This window comes from Pseudomonas sp. WSY_20 (genome assembly GCF_043104335.1).
In the GTDB taxonomy this organism is placed as follows: domain Bacteria; phylum Pseudomonadota; class Gammaproteobacteria; order Pseudomonadales; family Pseudomonadaceae; genus Aquipseudomonas; species Aquipseudomonas parafulva_B.
Genome location: NZ_JBICKP010000069.1, coordinates 17,320 through 31,415, shown reverse-complemented (window position 1 = coordinate 31,415; position 14,096 = coordinate 17,320). Strand labels below are relative to the sequence as shown.

Sequence of the window (14,096 nt, the reverse complement as noted above, 5' to 3'; positions counted from 1 at the left end):
AGAAAAAACAGCCTAACAGTTAGCTGGAAACCGCGTCGACTGTTCGCCCGTGGCCAGCCGATCAGTGAGAAGCTTCGGCGCATTCATTTACTGCGCCTTCATCGAGCACGCCATGACCGAAACCCTGCCAGCACGTACCTACCTGTATTTCATTGCGCAATCGGTCAACCTCACCACGGCTGTGATGTCCGTGACCATGGCAGCCCTTGTCGGTGCTGCCCTGGCGCCCGATCCTGCGTGGTCGACGGTGCCCTACGGGTTTCAGTTTCTCTGCGTAATGCTGGCGACCTACCCGGTGTCGTGGCTGATGGGGCGCATCGGTCGTCGCCGCGCATTCATGCTGGGTGCTCTGCCCTTGGCCGTATCCGGCGTCAGCGGGTTCCTGGCCGTGCAGCACCAGCACTTTTTCGCCTTGATACTCAGCCACTGTGCCTTGGGGGTGTACATCGCGTTCGCCAACTTCAACCGGTTTGCCGCTACCGACAACCTGACGCAACACCTCAAGGCGCGAGCGCTTTCACTGGTGGTGGCAGGCGGCGTGATCGCGGCCGTGGCGGGGCCGGCCTTGACCGGGTGGCTCAGGGATGTGGGCGGGTATCCACTGTTCTCGCTGTGCTATGCCGCCTTTATTGGTCTGGCGCTCGTGTCGTGGTTGATAGCCCTGTGCTTACCCAAGGAGATGCCGGTGAATCGCCCGCAGCAGGGCCTGCAAGCGTCCGAGACGGTGCGACCTGCGCCACGCAGGGTGCTGATGGTGGCAATGAGCGTGGCGGCGCTTGGATACGGCATCATGAACCTGTTGATGATCCAGGCTTCGCTGCACATGAAAGGTATGCACCAGGACTTCGCCGACGTGCGCATGGCCATCCAGTGGCATGTCGTGGCGATGTTTGCGCCGTCGTTCTTCACAGGCAGCATCATTCAACGGTTGGGCATCAAGGTAACGATCTGCGCAGGGTTGGGCCTGTTCGTGGTGAGCACGGCCTTGAACATGGGGTCCAGCAGTTATGCAGTGATGACCGCGGCCCTGATCGCCCTGGGCCTGGGTTGGAACCTGACCTATGTAGGCGGGGGCGCGCTGCTGGCGCAGGCATTGCAGGACAGCCCGTGCGCGATGCGCCTGCAGGGCAAGAATGACCTGGCCATTGCCGTGTGTGCCACGCTCGGGGCCTTTACGCCTTCCTTGTTACTGGACTTGGCAGGCTGGAAGGGCACCAACGGTCTGTGCATGGTGCTGTGCCTGGGGCTGTTGCTGGCCACCGCGCTACGGTTGCCAGCCAAGCCGGGCCCCTCGGCGCCGAAGCTGCAGACCGCGCCGCGCCCGCGCTAACGGACAGGCGCGGTGCCGTCGAACGGCGGGGCGGCGGTCAGGCGCCGTGGCACTTCTTGAATTTCTTCTCGCTGCCGCACGGGCACGGATCGTTGCGGCCAACATCCTTGAGGGCGTTGCGCACCGGCTCCTGGTGACCGTGGTTGCAGTGCGGCCCATGGACATGGCCGTGATCATGGTGATGATCGTGGTCGTGGTCGCAGTCAGGGCCGTGAACGTGAGGCTGTTGGGACATTGCGGGGTTACTCCAGGTAATGATCGCCGGGCATTATCTCACCACCGCGCAACAAGTGCAGGTTCCGATGGATCAACAGGCCGGTGCGCAGTTCGGCCTTGAGCGTGTATTTCAAAGGCTGGTGGCTCTTGAGCATCTTGGCCAGTGGCTTGAGGCGCTGCCACAGGTTGGTACGGGCGGTGATCTTGAAGGTGCGCTGGTCGTGTCCGCCAACGCTGCGCCACAGGCTGGCTTCGTCCTCTGCCAGCAGCACATCGTTCAACCGCAGGGCATAGGACAGGTTGCGGATGAACAGGCGACTGTCGTTGGGGTTTTCCACCCGCACATGGAGCACGAATTCCTGTTGCAGCAGGCGGGCCTTGACCGTTTCCACCCTGACCAGGTGGATCTCCGGTTGCCGCCAGGGCTCACCGCCCCAACTGACGCAGCCGCCCAGAAGCATCACCAGCAAGGCAGGCAGCAGGACACGCAGGCGGGTCATCATGCTCAGCCACCCACATAGCTGGCGCAGCATTTCTTGAATTTCTGCCCGCTTTGGCAAGGGCAGGGATCATTGCGCGTGGCGTTCAGGCCCACGGTGGGGTCGATGAAATACCAGCGCCCTTCGTGCTGCACGAAGGCCGAGCGTTCGCGGTGCTGATGATCGCCGTCCTGGTCATGCCAGCGGGCAGTGAAGGTCACGAAGCCGTGCTCGGGCTGGCCACCGATCAGCTCGGTGTCCTCCACCTCCAAGCCCAGCCAGGTGCTCTGGGCACTCCAGGCGGCCATGGCGGCGCGATCCAAGCCCGCCTGCTGGGCTGGCATGGTGGTCGCCACCAAGTAATCGACCAGCCCCAGCACATAGGCGCTGTAACGTGAGCGCATCAGCGCCTGGGCATCCGGTGCCGGCGTGCCGGCGTGGTAATGCCCGCAGCAGGCGTCGAGCAAGTTGCCACTGCCACATGGGCAGACCGAAACACTCATCATCACCACCAGTATTTGCCGAAGTTTTCAGGGTTGGCCCAGAACCGCGCGTTCAGCCAGTCAGGGACCTGCTTGTAGTCATGTAGATCATAGGTGAACAGGCTTAACACCTGCTGGTCGCGCTGAAACTTCTCGCTGGCCGACAGGGCCAGGGCGAAGAAGTCCGTGTCCTGCCAGCCGCAGGCCGTCAGGTCGGCCAGCACTGCGACTCGACTGGCGTTGAGATTGCGGATGCCACCAAGCAGTTCCAACCCGTTGCGCTTGGGCAGGTGCTCCAGGCAATCGACCAGAAGCGCCAGGTCGAAGCGCTGGGCTGCCAGTTCAGCCGGCAATGGGCCCGGCGGCGTGCTCGCCAGGCTCGCCTGAGGGTGGGCCAGCAGGAAGGCGTCGAGTGCCGGGAACCGCGTGCCCACCAGCAACAGGCGGTGCGGGGTCACGCGCTCGAGCAAGGCGGCGAGCGCCTGCTGTGGCGTGCGTTGGGAAAAACCGTCGGTCATTGCCAGTCCTCATCAAGTTCAGCCAAGACTATCGGGCCAGCGCCTGTCGGCATAGGGCCGTGGCATGCGGTCATGGCAAATGGCTGGCAGGCTGAGCAAGCAGCGTCTTTACTGCCCTGATCGGCCACGATGCCGATTCCCCCTATAAAGAGGCTATGAAATGAGCATAGTACGCACAGCTGTACCCCTGGTTCTGCTCACCAGTGTGTTGACTGGTTGCGCGGGTTTGCAAAAGACCGACTGGCCCAAATGTGCGGCGGTCGGCGGTGTGGGCGGCGCGGCACTTGGCGCTATCGAAAGCTCGAGTTGGGCAGGCTGGGGTGCGCTGCTCGGGGGCGGCCTTGCGGCGGGGTATTGCTGGGCCCATGGGGATGGTGACGAAGACGGCGATGGTGTACCGGACAGCCGCGACAAGTGCCCAGGGACACCGCGAGGCGTACAGGTCGATGCCAACGGTTGCCCGCCGCCTGCGCCGCAGGCCGAGGCTGTTGTCGTCGAAGAAGTGGTGGTCGAGAAAGAAGAGGTGATTGTCATCCGCGACGTGCATTTCGAATTCGACTCTGCACGGCTGACCGCCGCCGACAAGCAGCGCCTTAATACCATCGCTACACGCCTGAAGCAGGAAGCGCCTTCGGCCCGCTTGAGCGTGAGCGGCCACACCGACAGCGTAGGCGCCGACAGCTACAACCAGAAACTCTCCGAGCGCCGTGCCCATTCGGTCACCGACTATCTGGTTGAAAGCGGCATCCCGCGCAACAGCTTCGTGTCTGTGGTCGGGGCTGGCGAATCCCAACCTGTGGCCGACAACGCCACCGCCGAGGGGCGTGCCATGAACCGTCGTACGGAAATCAAGATCCAACGGTGAGGCAATGGCGCCCGCGCACCGTTACAGCGCGGGCGCTCTGCAATCGCCTTGGGCGGTAATGGCCGGAGGACTAGACCTTGCCAAGCAGGATATGCGCTGGCGCGGTTCCCGACCGAGCAGTTACTGTGAAACGGTCGCGTTGGCCATCCCGGCAGTACGCCATACGGTGGGGCAGAGCATGAAATTCATCTTGAGCCTGGGCAAGCTCCTGACCATAGTCTTCTGGGGCGTAGTGCTGTACAACCAGATGGTGCCGCAACCTGTGCCGTTGAACCTGTTGATCAACGCCACGGGCTTGATGTTGGCGCTGCTGCACCTGCTCGAAATGCTGGTGTTCAATGCCAGTCTGCGCGGCCGTAGCCATCGCTGGTTCGACCGTCTGCGGATCCTGTTGACGGGCATTTTCCACATCATGTCCATCCCCCGCGCGCAAGAGGCGCCACGAAATGCGTAATCTGATGTTGTTCGCCCTGCTGGCCGCGCCGCTTGCGCAGGCACAGAACCTGGAAGTACCCGCCAATTCCATGCTGCGCCTGCCAACCAAGTCGGCCGAGGTGCACCTGGAGCAGCTCAGGGTGGCAGACGATGCCACCTTGCTGCTTCCCGCCACGCTCGCCTCGCTGACGGTCGATCGGCTGGAGCTGGGCCGTGATGCCCGTATCGCCGTGGCACCGGCCGATACCCCGCTCCTGATCGAGGCCGCCAGTGCCAGCCTGGGTGCTGGCAGTGAGTTCAGTGCGCCGGGCGCGCCTGGGACCTATGAACGTGCCGCGCGTTCAGGGCGCGGGCTTGACCTCAAGCTTGCCCAGCTAGAGGGCGAACAACTGTCCATCGATGCCCGCGGTGGCGCGGGTGCGCCAGGGTTCGCCGGGCTCGATGGCGCCAACGGCCAGGCCGGTGGCTGCACCTGGGGTCGTGCCAGCCGTGGTTTCAACGGGGATGATGGCGGCAATGGCCACGACGGTGCGCCGGGTGGTCGAATTCGCCTGAGCGTACCCGAGGCTTTCCCGGCCGATCGCATCAGGGTGCGCCTTGACGGGGGCGCGCCGGGTAAGCCTGGTGCCGCAGGCAAGGCGGGCAAGGGCGGTGCGAGCAAGGGTTGCCTGGTCTACCGCACCTCGCCGGGCCACAGTGGCCGCGCCGGGCAACCGGGTCAGCCAGGCCTTGCCGGGGCTGCTGGCGAGCTGATCCTGCAGCGACTCTGAACGCTGCGGGTACGCTCAGAACATCAGGCGGGCACTGGCCACGGCGACCACGGCCAGGCCCAGCAGCAGGTTCACCCCCACCATCCGGCGGATGCGCCCCAGCACGGCCGCTGCCCCCGGCCAATCCTCGGCCTGGACCGCCGTTTTCATTTGCGCAAGCAGCAACGCCTGGATACGCATGAACAGGGCGAACATGACGATACCGCCCCCGATCATCACCTGGACGTACCGCGGCGCGGTTTCAAAGCCATTGAAGCGCAGGTGGATCATGCCCACGCCGCTTATCGCCAAAATCGCCACGGCCACCCAGATCCAGCCGAAGAAGCGTCGGAAAACTTCCACCCATAACCGTAGCCTGGCAGGCCCGTCCAGCGCTGCAACCGTTGCCGGGCGCAGCACCATCCAGGCGAAGAACATGCCCCCCACCCAGACCAGGGCGGCCAGAACGTGCAGGGTGTAGGGCAGGGCAAAGGCAGTCATCCGGATCTCCATGCGGCATAAACAGCGTGAGCGGGGTATGATAGCCGCCCTATGCGCGATACTGAAAATATATCCAGCCCTTCGGGCGCCTGCACACCATGATCAGCACTGAACTCAAAGCCACCATCCAGGGCGCCTATACGCGATTTCTCGAAGCCAAGAGCCTCAAGCCGCGTTACGGCCAGCGCCTGATGATCGCCGAGGTAGCCAAGGTCCTCGGGGACATTCCCTGCGACGACGAAGGCCGCCGTGCCGGCGAGCCCGCCGTCGTGGCGGTGGAGGCGGGCACCGGTACCGGCAAGACGGTTGCCTATAGCCTGGCGGCCATTCCGGCGGCCAAGGCGGCAGGCAAGCGTCTGGTCATCGCCACTGCGACCGTGGCGCTGCAGGAGCAGATCGTCTTCAAGGACCTGCCTGACCTGATGCGCAACAGCGGGCTGAATTTCAGCTTTGCCCTGGCCAAGGGGCGGGGCCGCTACCTGTGCCTGTCCAAGCTCGACATCCTGGTCCAGGAAGGCCACGCCCAGACCTCCCAGGCGCAGTTGCTGGAGGAAGAAGGTTTTCGCATCGACGTGGACGAGCGCAGCCTGAAGCTGTTCAACAGCATGATCGAAAAGCTGGCCGGCAACCGTTGGGACGGTGATCGCGACAGTTGGCCAGACAGCCTCGAAGACGAGGACTGGGCACGGCTGACCACCGACCACAGCCAATGCACCGGCCGCCACTGTCCCAATTTCCAGCAGTGCGTGTTCTACAAGGCCCGTGAAGGCATGGGCAAGGTAGACGTAATCGTCACCAACCACGACATGGTTCTGGCCGACCTGGCGCTGGGCGGCGGTGCGGTGCTCCCGGCCCCCCGGGACACCATGTACGTGTTCGACGAAGGGCATCACCTGCCAGACAAAGCCATCGGCCACTTCGCCCATTATTCACGGTTGCGTTCGACGGCCGACTGGCTAGAGCAAACCGCCAAGAACCTGACCAAGCTGCTGGCCCAGCACCCCCTGCCGGGCGATCTGGGCAAGCTGATCGAACAGGTGCCCGAGCTTGCCCGCGAAATCCGCACCCAGCAGCAGTTCATGTTCACGCTCTGCGAGCAGGTGGCCGATTTTCGTCCAGGCGAAGACAACGAAGGGCGTGAACGCCCCCGCTACCGTTTTCCAGGTGGCGTGGTGCCCGATGAAATCCGCGAGGTCGGCGTCGAGCTGAAAAAAGGCTTTGCCCGTCTGAACGATGTGTTCACCCGCCTGGCCGACCTGCTCAAGGAAGGCATGGGCGGCGAGGTCAGCATTGGCATCGCCAGCCACCAGGCCGAGGAGTGGTACCCGCTGTTCGGTAGCCTGCAGACCCGTGCCCAGGGCAACTGGGAATTGTGGACGGCGTTCACCGCCGAAGACCCCGAGGACAGTCCGCCCATGGCCCGCTGGCTGACCTTGGCCGAGAGTGGGGCACTGTTCGATATCGAGGTCAATGCCAGCCCCATTTTGGCGGCCGAGATGCTGCGGCGCAGCTTGTGGAACGTGGCACACGGCGCATTGGTCACTTCTGCGACCCTGACTGCGCTGGGCAAGTTCGACCGCTTCCGCATGCGTTCGGGGTTGCCCCGCGATGCGGTTTCCTGCGTGGTGCCCAGCCCGTTCGTGCACGGTGATGCAGGCCTGCTGCGGGTGCCCGACCTCAAGGCCGACCCCCGTGACGCCGCCGGCCACACCGCGGCCATCATTCGCGAGTTGCCGGGCATCGTCGAAGAGGCCCGCGGCGCGCTGGTGTTGTTCTCGTCACGCAAGCAGATGCAGGACGTGTTCGATGGCCTGGACCGGGACTGGCGCAAGCTGGTGCTGATCCAGGGCAACTTGTCCAAGCAGGAAACCCTGAACAAGCACAAGGCCCGCGTCGACGACGGCCAGCACAGCGTGCTGTTCGGCCTGGCCAGCTTCGCCGAGGGCGTCGACTTGCCGGGGGCCTATTGCGAGCACGTGGTCATCGCCAAGATCCCGTTCGCCGTGCCTGACGACCCTGTCGAGGCGGCCTTGGCAGAGTGGATCGAAGCGCGAGGCGGCAATCCGTTCATGGAAATTGCCGTGCCTGATGCCTCGTTGCGCCTGATCCAGGCATGTGGCCGACTGTTGCGCACCGAGCAGGACCGCGGTGTCATCACCTTGCTGGACCGGCGCCTGGTCACCCAGCGCTACGGCAAGGCTATTCTCAATGCGCTGCCGCCATTTCGGCGGGAGATTTCCTGACGGCCGGAGCGCTTGCGCCGGCACGTTGTCCAACCTCAGTCGTGGGCCATGAGGGCCCTGAAGGAGAGACCCCGCCCTATGGTTCGCCGTACCTTGCCCGCTGTCATCGCCCTGCTGTTGAGTCCGCCGTTGCTGGCGGGGCAGCAGACGTTGTTCAGCTTCGTGCGCCCGGCCTCGGTGGTCAATGTCGCAACCGTGGATGCCGGCATGCCCCAGTACAACGCCGAGCAGACCGCCCAGGGCGAGGTGTTGCGACGCGTGGTGTTCAACGCCGCCGAGCGTCCGACCTTGCGCATGAGCCCGCAAAGCGGCACCTGGGACTGGTCTAGCGGCCGCTTCCTGACCCTGCGCCTGCAAAACGCGATGGCCTGGGCGCTGACCTTGGATGTGACGGTGCAGGGCAATGACGGCCGTACGCTGACCAGCCGTATCGACTTGCCGGCAGGGCCTGCGCAAACGGTGATGGTGCCGTTGACAGCGCGTTCGCCCCTGCAGCAAGGGCTGCGTGCAGGCCCGCCCATGCCGTGGAGCTTCGGCGGCCAGCGCGTGCTACTCGGCAGCAGCACGGGCGCGGTGGACCTGGCACAGGTCGCGGCGGTCAGCCTGAGCATCCCTGGTCCAAAGGCAGCCCAGAGCCTGCTGATCGAGCGCGTGGGTATCCAGGATGACGACCAGACGTGGCAGGCGGCCTACCGCGAACTCATCGACGCCTACGGCCAGTTCACGCGCAGCACCTGGCCTGAGAAAGTAACCAGTGATGAGCAGCTCAAGGCGAGCGCCGGGCGTGAACAGCAGCAGATCAAGGGGTGGTTGGCCGAGCGTGAAAAGCAGCCGCTGGACACCTATGGCGGCGTGACGGCAGGCACGCCCTTCGAGGCTACCGGGTTCTTCCGCACCGAAAAACGCGAGGGGCGCTGGTACCTGGTGACGCCGCTGGGGCACCCGTTCTATTCCCTGGGCGTCAATGCCGTGGCCGCAGATGGCGGGCGCACGTATGTGGCGGGGCGCGAGGGGATGTTCAAGGCGCTGCCGCAACAGGGCGAGCTCTTGTCCGCCTTCTATGGCCAGGGCAATAACGATGACGGCAATGCCTCGTCCCAGGGGCGCGCCTTCAAGAAGGGGCAGTGGTTCGACTTCTATGCCGCCAATCTCGAACGCACCTACGGAGCACCGTGCCAGGGGGCCGACCCGCAGGCGCCAGCGCAGCCGGCCAATTGCCCTCCTGCCAAGTTGGACAGCGCCCGCTGGCAGCGCCATACGCTCGACCGGCTGCAGGCCTGGGGCTTCAACACATTGGGCAACTGGAGCGATGCGGCCTTGGGCGAGCACCAGCGCGTGCCTTACACCTTGCCGCTGTCCATCGTGGGCGATTACGCGAGCATCAGCACCGGCATGGACTGGTGGGGCCGCATGCCCGATCCCTTCGACCCACGCTTTGCGATGGCCACCGAACGGGCCGTGGCTATCGCCGCCCGCGACCACCGCGATGACCCTTGGCTGATTGGTTATTTTGCCGACAACGAGCTGGCCTGGGCGGCCCCGGGCGATGACCCGAAAGCGCGCTATGGGCTGGCCTACGGTACCTTGCGCCTGACCACCGACGTACCGGCCAAGCGCGCATTCCTCAAGCAGCTGCGTGACAAGTACCGAAATCAGGAAGGCTTGTCCAAGGCCTGGGGCATCGAGCTGTCGGCTTGGGAGTTGATGGAAGACCCCGGTTTCGAGGCCCCACTGCCCAGCCCGGAACACCCGGAAATCGAACGCGACTACCAGTATTTCCAGCAGGTGTTCGCCCAGACCTATTTCAAGACCCTCTCCGACTCGCTCAAGTGGCATGCGCCGAATCACCTCTTGCTGGGTGGGCGGTTTGCCGTGAGTACGCCCGAAGCGGTCAAGGCCTGCGCCGAGTTCTGCGATGTGCTCAGCTTCAATTTCTATACCCTCAAGCCTCAGGACGGCTATGACTTCGCGCGCCTGGCGGAGCTGGACAAGCCGGTGCTGGTGTCCGAGTTCCAATTCGGCTCGCGCGATCGCGGGCCGTTCTGGCCGGGGCCGGTGGAGGTCGCACGCGAGGAAGACCGCGGGCCTGCCTATGGCAACTTCCTCAAGGCGGCGCTCGCCCAGCCCACGATCGTCGGCGCCCATTGGTTCCAGTACCTTGACCAGCCTGCCAGCGGCCGATTGCTGGACGCAGAGAACGGGCACCTGGGTTTGGTCGCCATCACCGACATCGCCTACCCAGGCTTCGTCCAGGCCGTGCGCAAGAGCAATCTCGAAGCAATGGACCAGTTGCGCGCGCACAGCCAAGCGCCAGCGTCGCCGTGACGAGCGATGGGCGCCTGTAGGCAAAAGGCCGAACTACTGAAACAATGCAGGCCCTTTTGCCAACATGCCGCATGGAGAACACAGGGTGCAGATTCAGGGTCATTTTGAGCTGAAATTCGAAGCAGTGCGCGAAGCCTTCGCGGCGCTGTTCGATGATCCCCAGGAACGCGGGGCTGCGCTGTGCATTCAGGTGGGCGGTGAAACGGTAGTGGACTTGTGGGCGGGCACCGCCGACAAGGATGGCCAGCAGCCCTGGCACAGCGACACCATCGCCAACCTGTTTTCCTGCACCAAACCCTTTGCCGCCGTCACCGCCTTGCAACTGGTGGGCGAGGGCAAACTCGAACTGGATGCCCCGGTGGCGCGTTATTGGCCTGAGTTCGGTCAGGCGGGCAAAGCGGCTATCACGCTACGACAATTGCTCAGCCACCGTGCCGGTCTGCCTGCGATTCGCGAGCTGCTGCCAGCCGAGGCCCTTTACGACTGGCAGGCAATGGTCGATGCCCTGGCCGCGCAAACACCGTGGTGGACACCGGGTAGCGAGCACGGCTACGCCGCTATCACCTTTGGTTGGCTGATCGGTGAGTTGATTCGTCGCGCAGATGGGCGCGGCCCAGGCGACTCCATCGTGGCGCGTACGGCGCGGCCGCTGGGGTTGGACTTCCATGTGGGGCTGGCCGACGAGGAGTTTCATCGGGTGGCCCATATTGCACGCGGCAAGGGCAACCCTGGTGACGCTGCTGCCCAGCGCCTGCTGCAGGTGACGCTGCGTGAGCCCGAGGCGCTGTCTACAAGGGCGTTTACCAACCCACCCGCCATTCTGACCAGTACCAACAAACCTGAGTGGCGGCGCATGCAGCAACCCGCAGCCAATGGCCATGGCAATGCCCGCAGCCTGGCTGGGTTCTATGCAGGCCTGCTCGAAGGCAGCCTGCTGGAGTCGGAACTGCTGGAGGTGTTCACTCGCCAACACAGCCTGGGCCAGGACCGGACCTTGCTGACCCAGACGCGCTTCGGGCTGGGCTGCATGCTCGACCAGCCTGATGTGGCCAATGCAACCTTCGGCTTGGGCGCTCGCGCCTTCGGTCACCCCGGTGCCGGGGGCTCGGTCGGGTTTGCAGATCCGGAGCGAGATGTGGCTTTTGGCTTTGTCGTCAATACCTTGGGCCCCTACGTGCTGATGGACCCTCGCGCCCAGAAACTGGTGCGCGTACTTGGGCAATGCCTTTGATCGGTTAGTGCGGGTATTGCCCAGCCTCTTTGACTATCCTCAATGCCGACGCCTCAAGAGTGTGGGCAAAATTTCTTTCTAATTCATGGTGTATCGCTGATGTCTTCACATAAAACCTTAGCACTCGCCCTGTGCCTGACCGCTGTCACCGGCTGCGCCAGCCATCCCGAGGGTTCTGCCAAGAGCGCCAGTTCAAGCTGGTGGCCATTCGGCTCGGACAAGGTCGCCGAACAGGAAGTGAAGGCAGCAGTCACGGAAAAGGTCGCCCAGGCCGACGCCAAATCCGAAAGCAGCAGCCGCTGGTGGTGGCCGTTTGGCGGTGAGCAGAAGCAGGCCCAAGGGCCGGTGGTGCCGAAGATCGACCAACAGGCCACCCAGGCCTGGTTGGACGAGTACGAACCCAAGCTGCGCGAGGCCATCAAGGACAGCAAGCTGGAGCTCGAGCGGCGCGACAACGTGCTGGCAGTCACCTTGCCAGTAGACGGCGCGTACAACCCTGACCGTCCGAACATGTTGTTGCCCGTCACCCTGGGCCCCATCACCCGCGTGGCCAAGACGGTCGAAGGCGACCCCAAGACGGCCGTGCTGGTGCTGGGCCACGCCGACACCAGTGGCGTGGTGGCTGCCAACCAGAAGCTGAGCCTTGAGCGGGCTGCCTCGGTATCGGCCATCTTCCGCCTGAGCGGGTTGCAACGTGATCGCCTGATCCTCAAGGGCATGGGCTCGGTGATGCCTCGCGCCGCCAACGACAGTGCCGAAGGCCGTGCGCTGAACCGCCGCGTGGAAATGCTGCTGACCCCACAGAACACCATGGTCGCGCTGCTGAGCAAGTATCAACAGGCCACGCCAACGCCGTCGCCGGCTGCCATGGTAGCCGTGCAGGATGCCAAGGCACCTGTGACCAAGGCTACAGCCGCCAAGGCCCAGCCAAGCAAAGCTGCAGCCAAGCCAGCCGGCAAAACCGCTGCCAAGAAGCCTGCCGCCAAAGCCAAGTCCCCGACCAAGACGGCGACCAAAAAAGCGGCGGCCGCCAAACCTGCCGCCAAGAAAGCTGCCACTGACAAGAAGGTAGCTGCCAACAGCCCTGCGAAGACCAACTGATCGTCAAGGAACGCAGCAATGACCCAATCCCTGGCCGATATGCGCCGCGATTACACCCGCGACGGCCTGACCGAGGCTCAGGCCCCGGCCGAGCCGTTCGCCTTGTTTCACCAATGGTTCGGCGATGCCGTGCAAACAGAGCAGGCGCCGGTGGAAGCTAACGCCATGACCCTGGCCACGGTGGACGCCGATGGGCGACCGCACTGCCGTGTGCTGTTGCTCAAGGGGCTGGACGAGCAGGGCTTCACGTTCTTCACCAACTACGACAGCGCCAAGGGTAGGCAGCTGCAGGCCAACCCGTTCGCCGCCATGACCTTTTTCTGGCCGGCGCTCGAACGGCAAGTGCGTATCGAGGGCCGTGTCGAGAAGGTCTCGGCCAAGGAATCGGACGATTACTACCAGGTCAGGCCGTTGGGCAGCCGCCTGGGCGCCTGGGCATCGCCCCAGAGCCAGGTGATCGCTGGGCGCGAGGCGCTCGAAACCTTGGTCAAGGCGACCGAGGCGCGTTTCTCCGACACCCAGCCTCATTGCCCCGAGCATTGGGGTGGCTATCGCCTGCTGCCAGAGCGCATCGAGTTCTGGCAAGGGCGCGCCAGTCGCCTGCATGACCGCCTGAACTACCGCAAGGCGGCCCAAGGCTGGCATCGCGAGCGTCTCGCGCCTTGATACACGGGGCTACGAGATAGCCCCATCGGCTCTGTTCTTCAGCGCGAATACGCCGCCGCCTCCTGCGCAAGCCACTGAGCCAGTGCCTTGCGCCCCATCTTCGACTGACGCGCATGTTGCAACCGCTGCAGCATGTACGCCTGCTTGTGCGGGTCGCCACCTGCCAGTGACAGCGCCAGGTCACGGTCCATCCATCGCCGCATGCGCACGTACAGCCAGACGTGGAAACCCAACCCGGCGAGGGTGGCGACCACGACGATGAAGTAATCCATGGTTATCCTTGGTCTGATGGGTAAGCGCCCTGCCTGACCGCGTTGGCTGTACGCTGGCTGAATGAAAGCAATTTTATGCAGTGAGTACCGTGACAGCCGTCAATGTGCAGCGTCTAATGAGTACCTGACTTATGGAGATTCTACCCATGCGTAAATCCGCTTTGCTGGTTGCGACCTTCACAGCCACCGCGCTGCTACTCGGTGGCTGTGCGTCAAACTTGAGCGGCGACAGCTATTCGCGCGATGAGGCCCGCCGTGTGCAAACCGTGCGCATGGGCACCATCGAATCGCTGCGCCCTGTGAAGATCGAAGGTACCAAGACGCCGATTGGCGGAGGCGCTGGTGCCGTAGTGGGTGGCCTGGCGGGCAGCGCCGTCGGTGGCGGGCGTGGCAGCATCGTCGCTGCCGTGATTGGTGCCGTTGCCGGTGGCCTGGCCGGTTCGGCCGCCGAAGAGGGTATCACCCGTACCCAGGGTGTGGAGATCACGGTGCGCGAAGACGACGGCAGCATGCGCGCCTATGTGCAGTCCGTGCAGGAAAACGAGATTTTCCGAGTGGGCGACCGTGTGCGCATCATGACGGTCGATGGCACCAGCCGCGTCTCGCACTGATCAACGCCCTAAAAAAAACCCGATCAGGCTTCTGGCCTGGTCGGGTTTTTTGTACCAGCATTTCAGGGCTTG

At 64.1% G+C, this 14,096-nt stretch carries 16 protein-coding genes; 10 read left to right on the top strand and 6 right to left on the bottom strand.

The window, feature by feature from the left end; translation table 11 throughout:
• The first annotated feature begins 112 nt into the window (after positions 1-112).
• Positions 113-1,330 (top strand): MFS transporter, encoded by a 1,218-nt coding sequence (locus ACF8E5_RS16750; protein ID WP_392475559.1) that lies wholly within the window; start codon positions 113-115, stop codon positions 1,328-1,330.
• 37 nt (positions 1,331-1,367) lie between these two features.
• Here the strand turns inward: ACF8E5_RS16750 and ACF8E5_RS16745 are convergent, their stop codons facing one another.
• Genes ACF8E5_RS16745 through ACF8E5_RS16730 form a run of 4 tightly spaced genes read right to left on the bottom strand, consistent with a single transcriptional unit; the run spans position 1,368 to position 3,025 of the window.
• On the bottom strand, positions 1,368-1,565 hold the full coding sequence (locus ACF8E5_RS16745) for an SEC-C metal-binding domain-containing protein (protein WP_023535239.1): 198 nt from the start codon (positions 1,563-1,565) through the stop codon (positions 1,368-1,370).
• A gap of 7 nt (positions 1,566-1,572) precedes the next feature.
• Complete coding sequence (locus ACF8E5_RS16740) at positions 1,573-2,049, bottom strand: LEA type 2 family protein (RefSeq protein WP_078478105.1); 477 nt, start codon at positions 2,047-2,049, stop codon at positions 1,573-1,575.
• Between the two features lie 2 nt (positions 2,050-2,051).
• Positions 2,052-2,528: a YchJ family protein gene (locus tag ACF8E5_RS16735; RefSeq protein WP_196185223.1), complete on the bottom strand. Its 477-nt coding sequence runs from the start codon at positions 2,526-2,528 to the stop codon at positions 2,052-2,054.
• Between the two features lie 2 nt (positions 2,529-2,530).
• Positions 2,531-3,025 (bottom strand): DUF6231 family protein, encoded by a 495-nt coding sequence (locus tag ACF8E5_RS16730; protein ID WP_196125935.1) that lies wholly within the window; start codon positions 3,023-3,025, stop codon positions 2,531-2,533.
• 160 nt (positions 3,026-3,185) lie between these two features.
• On the opposite strand from ACF8E5_RS16730, the gene ACF8E5_RS16725 reads away from it, so the two are divergent.
• The 3 genes from ACF8E5_RS16725 (at position 3,186) to ACF8E5_RS16715 (ending at position 5,095) form a co-directional block, all read left to right on the top strand.
• A complete protein-coding gene (locus tag ACF8E5_RS16725; RefSeq protein WP_058637964.1) occupies positions 3,186-3,890 on the top strand; it encodes an OmpA family protein in 705 nt (234 codons plus the stop codon).
• A gap of 178 nt (positions 3,891-4,068) precedes the next feature.
• The gene (locus ACF8E5_RS16720) at positions 4,069-4,344 is read left to right on the top strand and encodes a DUF1145 domain-containing protein (protein ID WP_392475558.1); all 276 of its coding nucleotides are present in this window, start codon (positions 4,069-4,071) and stop codon (positions 4,342-4,344) included.
• Entirely contained in the window at positions 4,337-5,095 is a 759-nt protein-coding gene (locus ACF8E5_RS16715; protein ID WP_058637965.1) for a hypothetical protein, read from the top strand. Before ACF8E5_RS16720 ends, ACF8E5_RS16715 begins: the two co-directional genes overlap by 8 nt.
• 15 nt (positions 5,096-5,110) lie before the next feature.
• On the opposite strand, the gene ACF8E5_RS16710 is transcribed toward ACF8E5_RS16715, so the two are convergent.
• Positions 5,111-5,575, bottom strand: a complete 465-nt coding sequence (locus tag ACF8E5_RS16710) for a CopD family protein (protein WP_058637966.1) — start codon at positions 5,573-5,575, stop codon at positions 5,111-5,113.
• Between the two features lie 98 nt (positions 5,576-5,673).
• Between ACF8E5_RS16710 and dinG the strand changes: the two genes are divergently transcribed.
• The 5 genes from dinG to pdxH all read left to right on the top strand — a co-directional run bounded on the left by dinG (position 5,674) and on the right by pdxH (position 13,141).
• Entirely contained in the window at positions 5,674-7,818 is a 2,145-nt protein-coding gene (gene dinG / locus ACF8E5_RS16705; protein ID WP_392475557.1) for an ATP-dependent DNA helicase DinG, read from the top strand.
• A gap of 78 nt (positions 7,819-7,896) precedes the next feature.
• Positions 7,897-10,143 (top strand): beta-galactosidase, encoded by a 2,247-nt coding sequence (locus tag ACF8E5_RS16700; protein ID WP_392475556.1) that lies wholly within the window; start codon positions 7,897-7,899, stop codon positions 10,141-10,143.
• Positions 10,144-10,228: 85 nt separating this feature from the next.
• Entirely contained in the window at positions 10,229-11,374 is a 1,146-nt protein-coding gene (locus tag ACF8E5_RS16695; protein WP_325943400.1) for a serine hydrolase domain-containing protein, read from the top strand.
• Between the two features lie 99 nt (positions 11,375-11,473).
• Positions 11,474-12,475 carry an OmpA family protein gene (locus ACF8E5_RS16690; RefSeq protein ID WP_392475555.1) on the top strand — a complete coding sequence of 334 codons (1,002 nt, stop codon included), beginning with the start codon at positions 11,474-11,476 and terminating at the stop codon, positions 12,473-12,475.
• Between the two features lie 18 nt (positions 12,476-12,493).
• Entirely contained in the window at positions 12,494-13,141 is a 648-nt protein-coding gene (gene pdxH, locus ACF8E5_RS16685) for a pyridoxamine 5'-phosphate oxidase (protein ID WP_058606037.1), read from the top strand.
• A 38-nt stretch (positions 13,142-13,179) separates the two neighbouring features.
• On the opposite strand, the gene ACF8E5_RS16680 is transcribed toward pdxH, so the two are convergent.
• The gene (locus tag ACF8E5_RS16680; RefSeq protein ID WP_392475554.1) at positions 13,180-13,413 is read right to left on the bottom strand and encodes a hypothetical protein; all 234 of its coding nucleotides are present in this window, start codon (positions 13,411-13,413) and stop codon (positions 13,180-13,182) included.
• 146 nt (positions 13,414-13,559) lie between these two features.
• Between ACF8E5_RS16680 and ACF8E5_RS16675 the strand changes: the two genes are divergently transcribed.
• On the top strand, positions 13,560-14,024 hold the full coding sequence (locus tag ACF8E5_RS16675) for a glycine zipper 2TM domain-containing protein (RefSeq protein ID WP_023535237.1): 465 nt from the start codon (positions 13,560-13,562) through the stop codon (positions 14,022-14,024).
• Positions 14,025-14,096 lie beyond the last annotated feature (72 nt).

What these genes read in the sequence shown, in the direction of transcription:
- ACF8E5_RS16680 (WP_392475554.1), bottom strand. Translation starts at nt 13,413, where the DNA reads ATGGATTACTTCATCGTCGTGGTCGCCACCCTCGCCGGGTTGGGTTTC.
- ACF8E5_RS16725 (WP_058637964.1), top strand. Translation starts at nt 3,186, where the DNA reads ATGAGCATAGTACGCACAGCTGTACCCCTGGTTCTGCTCACCAGTGTG.
- ACF8E5_RS16750 (WP_392475559.1), top strand. Translation starts at nt 113, where the DNA reads ATGACCGAAACCCTGCCAGCACGTACCTACCTGTATTTCATTGCGCAA.
- ACF8E5_RS16735 (WP_196185223.1), bottom strand. Translation starts at nt 2,528, where the DNA reads ATGAGTGTTTCGGTCTGCCCATGTGGCAGTGGCAACTTGCTCGACGCC.
- pdxH (WP_058606037.1), top strand. Translation starts at nt 12,494, where the DNA reads ATGACCCAATCCCTGGCCGATATGCGCCGCGATTACACCCGCGACGGC.
- ACF8E5_RS16700 (WP_392475556.1), top strand. Translation starts at nt 7,897, where the DNA reads ATGGTTCGCCGTACCTTGCCCGCTGTCATCGCCCTGCTGTTGAGTCCG.
- ACF8E5_RS16720 (WP_392475558.1), top strand. Translation starts at nt 4,069, where the DNA reads ATGAAATTCATCTTGAGCCTGGGCAAGCTCCTGACCATAGTCTTCTGG.
- ACF8E5_RS16710 (WP_058637966.1), bottom strand. Translation starts at nt 5,575, where the DNA reads ATGACTGCCTTTGCCCTGCCCTACACCCTGCACGTTCTGGCCGCCCTG.
- ACF8E5_RS16690 (WP_392475555.1), top strand. Translation starts at nt 11,474, where the DNA reads ATGTCTTCACATAAAACCTTAGCACTCGCCCTGTGCCTGACCGCTGTC.
- dinG (WP_392475557.1), top strand. Translation starts at nt 5,674, where the DNA reads ATGATCAGCACTGAACTCAAAGCCACCATCCAGGGCGCCTATACGCGA.
- ACF8E5_RS16730 (WP_196125935.1), bottom strand. Translation starts at nt 3,025, where the DNA reads ATGACCGACGGTTTTTCCCAACGCACGCCACAGCAGGCGCTCGCCGCC.
- ACF8E5_RS16745 (WP_023535239.1), bottom strand. Translation starts at nt 1,565, where the DNA reads ATGTCCCAACAGCCTCACGTTCACGGCCCTGACTGCGACCACGACCAC.
- ACF8E5_RS16675 (WP_023535237.1), top strand. Translation starts at nt 13,560, where the DNA reads ATGCGTAAATCCGCTTTGCTGGTTGCGACCTTCACAGCCACCGCGCTG.
- ACF8E5_RS16715 (WP_058637965.1), top strand. Translation starts at nt 4,337, where the DNA reads ATGCGTAATCTGATGTTGTTCGCCCTGCTGGCCGCGCCGCTTGCGCAG.
- ACF8E5_RS16740 (WP_078478105.1), bottom strand. Translation starts at nt 2,049, where the DNA reads ATGATGACCCGCCTGCGTGTCCTGCTGCCTGCCTTGCTGGTGATGCTT.